This window comes from Colwellia sp. (genome assembly GCF_013215345.1).
Taxonomy (GTDB): domain Bacteria; phylum Pseudomonadota; class Gammaproteobacteria; order Enterobacterales; family Alteromonadaceae; genus Colwellia.
Map to the genome: position 1 here is coordinate 1 of NZ_JABSOV010000189.1, position 4,788 is coordinate 4,788.

General features: G+C 40.7%; 5 protein-coding genes and 1 pseudogene. 4 read left to right on the forward strand and 2 right to left on the reverse strand.

Annotation, left to right across the window (positions count from 1 at the left end):
• The 3 genes and pseudogenes from HRT50_RS17695 to HRT50_RS17705 all read left to right on the forward strand — a co-directional run.
• Positions 1-402: pseudogene (locus tag HRT50_RS17695) on the forward strand (methionine synthase); the annotation flags it as partial.
• Positions 403-642: 240 nt separating this feature from the next.
• Complete coding sequence (locus tag HRT50_RS17700) at positions 643-1,473, forward strand: sulfite exporter TauE/SafE family protein (protein WP_291616958.1); 831 nt, start codon at positions 643-645, stop codon at positions 1,471-1,473.
• Positions 1,474-1,583: 110 nt separating this feature from the next.
• Positions 1,584-2,468 carry a LysR family transcriptional regulator gene (locus HRT50_RS17705; protein ID WP_291616960.1) on the forward strand — a complete coding sequence of 295 codons (885 nt, stop codon included), beginning with the start codon at positions 1,584-1,586 and terminating at the stop codon, positions 2,466-2,468.
• 214 nt (positions 2,469-2,682) lie between these two features.
• Here the strand turns inward: HRT50_RS17705 and HRT50_RS17710 are convergent, their stop codons facing one another.
• Positions 2,683-3,918 (reverse strand): ISL3 family transposase, encoded by a 1,236-nt coding sequence (locus HRT50_RS17710; protein ID WP_291616962.1) that lies wholly within the window; start codon positions 3,916-3,918, stop codon positions 2,683-2,685.
• Between the two features lie 193 nt (positions 3,919-4,111).
• Complete coding sequence (locus HRT50_RS17715; RefSeq protein ID WP_291616964.1) at positions 4,112-4,471, reverse strand: L,D-transpeptidase; 360 nt, start codon at positions 4,469-4,471, stop codon at positions 4,112-4,114.
• 46 nt (positions 4,472-4,517) lie between these two features.
• On the opposite strand from HRT50_RS17715, the gene HRT50_RS17720 reads away from it, so the two are divergent.
• Positions 4,518-4,788 (forward strand): transposase (locus HRT50_RS17720; RefSeq protein WP_291616966.1); only part of this gene is annotated, 271 nt, incomplete at its 3' end.

The window sequence follows — 4,788 nt, forward strand, 5'->3', positions numbered from 1 at the left end:
ATTTGCTATGGCTATGGCATCAAAGCCAATACAGATTGGAAAAAAACGTTGGGGTCTGAGTGGCGACAATATGAAGAAGCTTTTCCCAAACTGCAAAAATCTAATATCGATATTATCTCGCTAGAATGTCATAACTCTCGTGTTCCAATGGAGCTACTTGAACTTATTCGCGGTAAAAAAGTGATGGTAGGGGCCATTGATGTCGCAAGCAATACCATTGAGACACCAGAAGAAGTAGCTAATACCCTACGAGAAGCACTAAAGTATGTAGATGCCGACAAGCTTTACCCTTCTACCAACTGTGGCATGGCACCTTTATCTCATCAAGTGGCAAGAGGCAAGCTCAATGCTTTAACTGCAGGCGCAGAAATAGTCCGAAGAGAACTATCTACCAGTAACTAATCAATATAATGATGCTTAGTGGGGTTAGCTAAGCGCGTACCCCTTAATTGATAGTAATACCGATGGCATTAAATTTGTGAGGATAAATTTTCAAGTTCAAGGCGTGTAATTGAGCAATAGCAGGCTATTGGGATTGAGCGAAACGCAGAAATTGGATATTTAGACCGTTTTAAAATGATCACTTAATTAGTACCATTGCTATAAGGTCTTGCCCGTTATTAAAAATAGAAGTAGTAGTTAATGAATATCATTGAATTTATAACAAATAATATCTCTACCATTTTGGCATTGGTTGCCACAGGTGTATTCGCAGGCATTTTAGCTGGCTTGTTAGGCGTAGGTGGCGGTATCGTGATCGTACCAGTGCTATTTTTCTTGTTCCAGAGCTTTGGCGTATCACCAGAGTCTGCGATGCTCGTTGCTACGGCAACCTCACTGGCTACCATAGTACCAACGTCTATTAGTTCAATTCGTTCTCACAATCAAAAAGGTAATGTGGATTTTGACCTGCTCAAACGTTGGGCTGTATTTATTCTTATGGGGGTATTGGTTGGTAGCTGGTTAGTGACTCGCGTTGAAGGGTCTATGCTTACTATGTTGTTTGGGGTGATAGCGGTTTTATCGGCACTAAACATGCTGCTTCGAACGGGAAAATCCGCTCTGTACCAAAAACTGCCTAATACAACAGGACAAACGGTTATGGGGGCATGCATTGGCTTTTTCAGTTCTATGGTGGGGATCGGCGGCGGCACTATCTCGGTGCCACTACTCACCCTATATAACTATCCCGCCCACAAGGCCATTGGCACAGCTGCGGCAATAGGGTTAATCATTTCGTTGCCAGGTGCGCTAATAATGTTGACATTGGGCAGTACACCAACCGATGCTCCCGCTGGTACATTTGGCTTGGTCAATCTATTTGCCTTCATTTGTATTGTGCCGCTAACGGTATTATTCGCACCTGTAGGGGCATCACTGGCAGCAAAATTAGATGCGGTAAAACTGAAAAAGATCTTTGCCTTCGTCTTACTATTTACTGGCTCACGTATGCTGGTGCAACTTTTCTTATAGGTTTTATTCCTGTTCTAATTGTAAATAAACTTGTTAGATTGATACAATGATATAATTTCATCAATCAACGAATGTAGTTCATCATTAAAGCTAAAGATAGGAGTTAACAGGTGCTAGAGAGGATTCATTTAGAAATACTAACTGCAATAAAAGAGCATGGAACCCTGACTAAAGCTGCTGATTCGTTGCACTTAACCCAATCTGCGTTAAGTCACAGTATCAAAAAATTAGAAGGCCAAGTTGCTACTCCGATATGGAAAAAAGACGGTCGAAACTTGCGTCTTACTGCTGCTGGAGAACGCATTCAAACGCTGGCTAATAGAGTATTGCCTCAGTTTTTACACACGGAATTATTACTGAATCAGATTGCAAAAGGTGAAATGGGGTCGCTACGCATAGGAATGGAGTGCCATCCTTGTTATCAATGGCTACTGAGAGTAATTCAGCCTTATCTAGAGCAGTGGCCAGACATTGATATGGACGTGAAGCAGGAGTTCCAGTTTGGAGCTTTAGGCGCATTACTTAGCTACGAAATAGATGTACTTATTACACCAGACCCGCTCTTTAAACCTAAAATAGACTACATACCCGTTTTTGACTATGAACATAGACTCGTAGTCTCCGCGTCTCACAAACTTGCAAAGCAAAATTTTGTATTACCCGAGCAACTAAGCGAAGAAGTACTGTTTACCTACCCTGTTGAGCCGCTCAGGCTCGATATTTTTAGTCAATTTCTTAATCCAGCAAAGTGTTCAGTAAAGAAACACAAACACATTGAAACAACTGAGATCATGTTACAGATGGTCGCCGCTGGTCGAGGTGTTTGTGCCTTGCCGGGCTGGCTAGTAGATGAGTACTCAAAATCAATGCCTATCAAGAGTATTCGTTTTGGAGAGAAAGGCATTGGTAAACAGATCTTTGTAGGTATTCGCAAGACCGACCAACATCTTGACTACTTCAACGATTTCATTGCTCAAGCTAAAAAAACAAAATGATGAATTGCCCTTACTTTAGGGGTATCCGAATAAAATTAAACGCCAGCGATAGAGAAAAGATAAACTTGAAGCTTAACGCACAGAGTTGCTGTAAAACCCACTTCGATTTGTACCCTCTTGACAGTTAGAGCTACCCGTCACTGTTACCACATTGGAGACATTATCAATTACAGCTAATTGGTCAGGTTCGATTAGATTTTGGGCTCTTCTCCGGTTATGTGAGGTTGATTTTTGGATAAAAGATAGAATGCGTTGCTGGAACTGATGTTTGCCTTATTTTTAATTTGAAATATTCTGTATCCCTTACTCCTCTGGCTCGCCTCCTAATCATCCCAATAGATACATTCCCAGCCTCAATCCGCGCACTTGTCAGTTTGTATTTTGCATAATTACAAATGCCTACCTTGTGGATTCTTAACCCTGTTGCGAAGTTATGCAGAGCTAAGATATTTGTCGATTCTGCAAGCCGGCACCAACCTTCAAGTGCATTATCCATTGCCTCATAGCTCGTTTCCTGCCACAGGGCTTGCAACTGCTCTTTCATCATATAAATAGTGCACAAGCTCTTGTTACTTTCAAGTAAATCATCAAGTCTACCTGATTGCTTTTCATCGAGTTTGTAGGCGTTTTTTAATAGAAGATACAACGTACCCTTCATTATTTGTCTACCTTCGTTTGTACTTTTAAAGAATTCCTTTCTTCGCTGGTTTTTTATCAAAACATGATAATTACGCATCACATGGAAGCGATCAAACACAATGTCGGCATGAGGTAGCGAGCGCCTTACAGCGGATTGATACGCTTGTCCCATATCCATAGCAACGGCTTTAATACCTGCTGCGGTTGCCTTAGGTAATTGTGTGAAAAATGATTGAAGAACATGAGATTGGCGACCTTGTTCTACCCAAATCAGATGACCTTGGACAAGATCATAAACTACCGTCATATAATCATGACCTTTTGCTCGTGCAACCTCATCAACACCTATGTGAGTGAGACCTGTAATCGATTTGGGATCAAGTGATGGTAATGAAGAAAGCAAATAGGCTCTATCGATGTTTTTAACTGTTTCCCAACGAATATTAAGGTGTTTAGATACCGCATGTATGCTCATATATCGACAAAGACCACTGATCATATTACAAAATCGAGTGGTATAACGAGCACCATTTCCTACGAATTCACAATGTTCAATGCGACGCTCATAATTTTGTGTTGAAACTTGGGCCAGTTCTATATCAATCACACATGGGTGACCTGAAATGGGTAAGTCGCGCACTCTTCTATGGACATAACGATTGATCGTTCCTGATTGATTTGTTCTTGGATCGATAGGCTTTCTACGTTTATCCCGACGACACTGAATGACAACAGTTTGCTCATTATCAAGTGTAATCGATTGAATGCACTGCCCTGGAAGTTGAAAAAGTGCTGAAGATATAGATGTCATGACTTAGTTATTATTTAATGAGGTGAAAAAATAATTTTAAATCAATATGATAGATTAGCCAGAAGACACACTAATTTGCATCAAAGCGGAGAAGAGCCGATTTTGTATCGATAACTAAGCTAAGCGGAAAAGTACAGTTAGGCTAAACTGCGCGGAGCGCAAGCCTACTGTAATTTTCCGTTTAAGCGCCTTGTTATATTTTTGTGCTAATAACTAAAGAAGCAGGTCGCATTTTCATTCCTGTTCTCACCCATTTATCCCAAAACGCTTTCATGTCCGAACCTTGCAGTCCAACACAACCTTTAGTACCAGGTAAATTTCCATCAGGGTGGATACCAAATCCATGTCTTACTGTCGAAAACCGTGGAGTTAATGGTAAAAACCACCCTCGACCATTTGCAGGGTTAACAAAACCAGATTTCATTGTCGATTTATCACCGACAACAGCTTTATACCGTTCAATATCATAAGTACCATTAGGTATAGCTCCTTTACCGTAGCCACCGCTAACTACTTCATACTCATCTTGTAGTGGTACAGTGATTTTGGCCACCTAATTAGAGGTGTTATAATGCACCTCATCAAACTTAGGTGACATTATGAAAAGAAGAACAAGACCCAATTTCACACCAGAATTCAGACTTGAATGTGCTCAGTTAGTCGTTGATAAAGGTTACTCCGTCATTGAAGCCTCACAAGCAATGAATGTGGGTAAATCATCACTCGATAAATGGGTTCGTCAGTTAAAAGGTGAACGTAATGGCATCACGAGTAAAGCAACACCATTAACACCAGATCAACTTGAAATTCGTGAACTAAAAAAACGTATTGCACGCATTGAAGAAGAAAAGGAAATTCTAAAAAAGGCTA